Annotated in this window: 5 protein-coding genes; 1 reads left to right on the forward strand and 4 read right to left on the reverse strand. The window is 56.1% G+C overall.

Annotated elements, in window-relative coordinates; genetic code table 11:
• Positions 1-145 precede the first annotated feature (145 nt).
• The 3 genes from RT613_RS23775 to RT613_RS23785 all read right to left on the reverse strand — a co-directional run bounded on the left by RT613_RS23775 (position 146) and on the right by RT613_RS23785 (position 2,268).
• Positions 146-433: a XapX domain-containing protein gene (locus RT613_RS23775; RefSeq protein ID WP_313618828.1), complete on the reverse strand. Its 288-nt coding sequence runs from the start codon at positions 431-433 to the stop codon at positions 146-148.
• 69 nt (positions 434-502) lie between these two features.
• Entirely contained in the window at positions 503-1,192 is a 690-nt protein-coding gene (locus RT613_RS23780) for a hydrolase (protein ID WP_313618829.1), read from the reverse strand.
• Between the two features lie 143 nt (positions 1,193-1,335).
• Positions 1,336-2,268: a ring-cleaving dioxygenase gene (locus RT613_RS23785; RefSeq protein WP_313618830.1), complete on the reverse strand. Its 933-nt coding sequence runs from the start codon at positions 2,266-2,268 to the stop codon at positions 1,336-1,338.
• 119 nt (positions 2,269-2,387) lie between these two features.
• Between RT613_RS23785 and RT613_RS23790 the strand changes: the two genes are divergently transcribed.
• Positions 2,388-3,287 (forward strand): LysR family transcriptional regulator, encoded by a 900-nt coding sequence (locus RT613_RS23790; protein WP_313618831.1) that lies wholly within the window; start codon positions 2,388-2,390, stop codon positions 3,285-3,287.
• Positions 3,288-3,301: 14 nt separating this feature from the next.
• On the opposite strand, the gene RT613_RS23795 is transcribed toward RT613_RS23790, so the two are convergent.
• Positions 3,302-3,994, reverse strand: a complete 693-nt coding sequence (locus tag RT613_RS23795) for a gamma-glutamylcyclotransferase (RefSeq protein ID WP_313618832.1) — start codon at positions 3,992-3,994, stop codon at positions 3,302-3,304.
• Positions 3,995-4,150: the final 156 nt, after the last annotated feature.

Here is a 4,150-nt window from a genome sequence, read left to right on the forward strand (position 1 = left end):
TGGCGCGATCAAGCGTGGTGATCAAACCATGGTGAAGGATCAAGTCGGGATACATCGGCGTAACTCCAGGCTTTGAAATGAAAGAAGAAAGTGGCGAATTTGATGTTTAAAAGGCGTTACCGGATGCAGCACCGCCCTCCTTTCGTCAACCGTCCGAAGAGGTTGGTTTGGTGCGGGCCGCGATCACTTTACCGGCATCGTCACCCCGAGGCATATGACCAAACATGTGCGGCTTGATCTGGTTCAGCCAGGAAACTGCAGCCGGTTCCTTGTTGATCAGGGTTTTGGCGAAGGGAATGAGCTGTTCGCCAACCAGAATGCCGAGAAGACCAACAAGAGCGATAACCGGCGGGGCGGGAGAACGGACATTGAGCAGGCTGTAGACGATGCCGACAAGCAGGCCAGCACCAAGAGAAAGAAGATAGATTTTCATGAAACACACTCCTCGTTTGAAACAAAAACCGCTCCGACATGGGGGTATCGGAGCGGTTTCATCGGGCCTTTACTTGGCTGGGTTCGGGCCGATACGCTTGCCGTGCTTGACGCGCTCGGCACCGCCGTGAACGTGGGTAACTGCGTAGTCGATACCCATGCCGTAAGCGCCTGAGTGTTCCTTGACCAGCGAGGTCACCGCGTCATAGGTTTCCTTGCGTGCCCAGTCGCGCTGCCACTCGAGCAGAACCTGCTGCCAGGTCACTGGAATGACACCCGCCTGAACCATGCGGTCCATTGCGTATTTGTGAGCGTCGCTTGACGTGCCGCCGGAAGCATCAGCCACCATGTAGATTTCGTAGTCTGCAACATCATGCAGGGCAGACAGGGCAAAGGTCGTGTTGCAGACTTCGGTCCACAGGCCGGAGACAACAATCTTCTTGCGGCCTTTTGCGGCATTCTTCGCCAGGGCATCACGAACGTTCTGGTCGTCCCAGGAGTTCATAGAGGTGCGCTCAAGAATGTCGTTTTCCGGGAAGACTGCCAGCAGTTCCGGGAAGGTGTTGCCGGAGAAGCTTTCCGTTTCAACAGTGGTGATCGTCGTCGGGATGTTGAAGATCTTTGCTGCCTTGGCAAGGCCGACAACATTGTTCTTCAGTGTCTGGCGGTCGATCGACTGAACGCCGAAGGCCATCTGCGGCTGCTGGTCGATGAAGATGAGCTGGCTGTTTGCTGGGGTAAGGACTTCGAGCTTGGACATGGTAGTTCTCCATTTAAATTTGAGTGCCGATCAGCGGCGTTGAGTTTTGAGATGCCTCCGGCGGTCGGCTGCCTGCCTAGAGGCAGCCGTGTCGAAAGACGGGATAATGTTTTGGTCAGTGGATGAGGCGCAAAGCCCCGGTCTTACGCCGCGATCGGAACCAGATTGGCCTCGATCTGATCACGGAAGTTTTCATATCGGCTTGGCAATTTGAGCGCTTCGCCGAGATGGGCAGTATCTTCATCCCGGTCGAAACCAGGTTCATTGGTAGCGATTTCGAACAGGATACCCCCAGGAGTACGGAAGTAAATCGCCCAGAAGTAGTCTCTGTCGATCACCGGGGTGACCTGATAACCGGTGTCCATCAGTGCCTTGCGAACTTCGAGTTGCTTTTCGCGGTTCTCGACAGCGAAGGCGATGTGGTGGACCGAACCGGCACCCTGTCGGGCAAATGGTGTCTTTGGCAGCGAAACCAGGTCGATCGTATCAGCCCCGTTACCACCGGGAATGACAAACCGGGTGACATCACCTTCAGCCTCGGCACGCTCATAACCCATGAAGCCAAGAAGCTCTGCGGTGGCTGCCGTATCGTGCAGATTGAACCGTGCTCCCGAAAAGCCGCGGATTGCGACATCTTCCGACACGCCTTCACTGATCCAGGCCGCACGCTTGTCATCCGCCGTTTCGACCAGAGCGAAAGCATCGCCATCAGGACCGATGAAGCGCAGACGATTTGCACCAAACACTGTGTCAGCCTCAATGCCGCCGACGCCCTGGGCCGTGAAGCGGTTTTGCCAGAAGGACAGCGCGCCTTTGGGGATAGCAAACTGTGTTTCACCGACTTCGCCAACACCCGGACGACCGAGCATCATGTTCGGGAAGGGGAAGTAGGTCATTACAGTGCCGGGCGTACCGTTTTCATCGCCGTAATAGAGGTGGTAGACACTTGGGTCGTCAAAGTTGACTGTTTTCTTCACACGACGCAGACCGAGCGTGTCAGTGAAGAACCTGTTGTTCTGCTGTGCATCAGATGCCATCGACGTGATGTGATGCAATCCCTTGATGTCCTTGATCATGGCCGTTGCCTTTCTGCGTTGGCGTTGTCCGTTTCGTTGAGTAGAGTTTTAACCGGCTTGATTATGATGCGGAATTGCAATATTTCTTTCGAATGAATTGCGATTTTTGAAATAATGCGATGAACGATTACAAAGCTCTCAAAACCTTTCTGCTCGCCGCCGAGAAGCGCAACTTCGCGCAGGTCGCCCGGGAACTGAACATGACGCCAGCGGCTGTGACGCGGGCGATTGCTTCTCTGGAAGATGATCTCGGTGTGCAATTGTTTGTGCGCACCACCCGGCAGGTATCGCTGACCACGGATGGCGCGGTTTTCGCAGCACAGATTCAGCCAGCGGTTCAGGCACTGGAAACCGCCCGCAAGGATGTGCGCAACGCGCACAAGGCCGACGAGGGACGGCTGCGGATCAGTTCACCCACCTGGTTTGGCAAGGCGGTGCTGCCGCCCATTCTTTCCGGCTTCAAGCAGCTCTATCCCAAGATGAGTTTCGAGATTTCGCTGTCGGACGGACTGGTGAATATCGTCGATGATGATTTTGATCTAGCGATCCGCATTTCCTCACAGCCATCGGACAAATTCACGATCTGGCGCAAGATACGTGTTGTGCCACGCATTCTGGTGGCGGCACCGGGAAGCCGGTTCGTCGACATGCAACATCCAAGCGAACTGACGCCGGATGATTGCCTTGCCTATAGCGGCGAAAGCCGACGGGAAAACTGGGCCCTGTCGGATGGTAGTTCGAGCATATCGATCTCGGCCGGCCGCGCCTTCAGCGCCAATAATGGCGAAGTGCTGGCCGACATGGCCGCCGATGGTGCAGGCGTCGCCATGCTTCCCGGTTTCCACATTTCCGAACATATCAGAACCGGGCGGCTGGTGCATGTGCTGCAGGGATGGGCGCCACAGGATTTGTGGCTGACGCTCTATTATCCGCCCTATCAGGCTCTGCCGCCGCGCATCGCGTCCTTCTCGAAATTTTTCGAAGAACAGGTTGCCTCGCATATGGTGATGCTCGGCTGATATGGATTTTGCAGTCAACGCGCCGCGGATAAGGCTTTCCGGGACGCGATGATTTCTGCGGCGACAAGCGCCTGCAAACGCCAGAGATTGCGGTCACGGATCCCGTGAGCCTGCAGATCGACAACAGTGTTGCGCAGATATTGCGCGCAGGATCCGCCCTGCCCGCAGGCGCGTGCGATCAGGCTCGATGCCTGTTCTGCCGGCAAAGCCTTTGTCAGTCCGGACCGTTTGGTGCTTGCCCAGAATGTCAGGGTCTTGCGAGTACCGTGTTCTGTCTGCACCGAAACCCAGCGCACCATCTCACGGACTTCACGGTACTTGATCTCACGCGCCACCAGCGCCCGCAAATCCTGTCGTCGGCTTTTGGCCGACAATTCAAAAACGATACCGTCGCACCGGCCACCGCGTTCCAATGCCATCATCAGGCCCGGTTGATCGCTTGTGGCGCGCCACCGTTCAATCTTCAGCGAGAAGGATCTGTGCCAGCCATAAGCGGTTGCCTTGTGGCTACTGATTGGTTCGAATTCCGGGTTCCAGATCAGCGAACCATAGGCGAAGATCAGCAGGGGATCGCTACCCGCTTCCCGCTCAATTCTGTCGACGATGCTATCGAGTTCCTTGTCCGAGAGCGGTGTCCAGCCCGGCTCGGGGCCGTCATCCCTGATATCGCGGAGGGTCAAGGCAACAAGTTCGGGTGTCAGCTGCATCGTCTTATCAATTCATAGGAAGAAAGAAACAGAGTGAAGATGGCCGCGGTGTCATCCAACGCGACCATCCCTTTGATTTTAAGTCGGTATCAAGCCTGTACGAAAGCCAGGAGATCAGCATTCAGCACGTCGGCATTGACGGTCAGCATGCCATGC

It is taken from the genome of Agrobacterium sp., assembly GCF_032092815.1.
In the GTDB taxonomy this organism is placed as follows: domain Bacteria; phylum Pseudomonadota; class Alphaproteobacteria; order Rhizobiales; family Rhizobiaceae; genus Agrobacterium.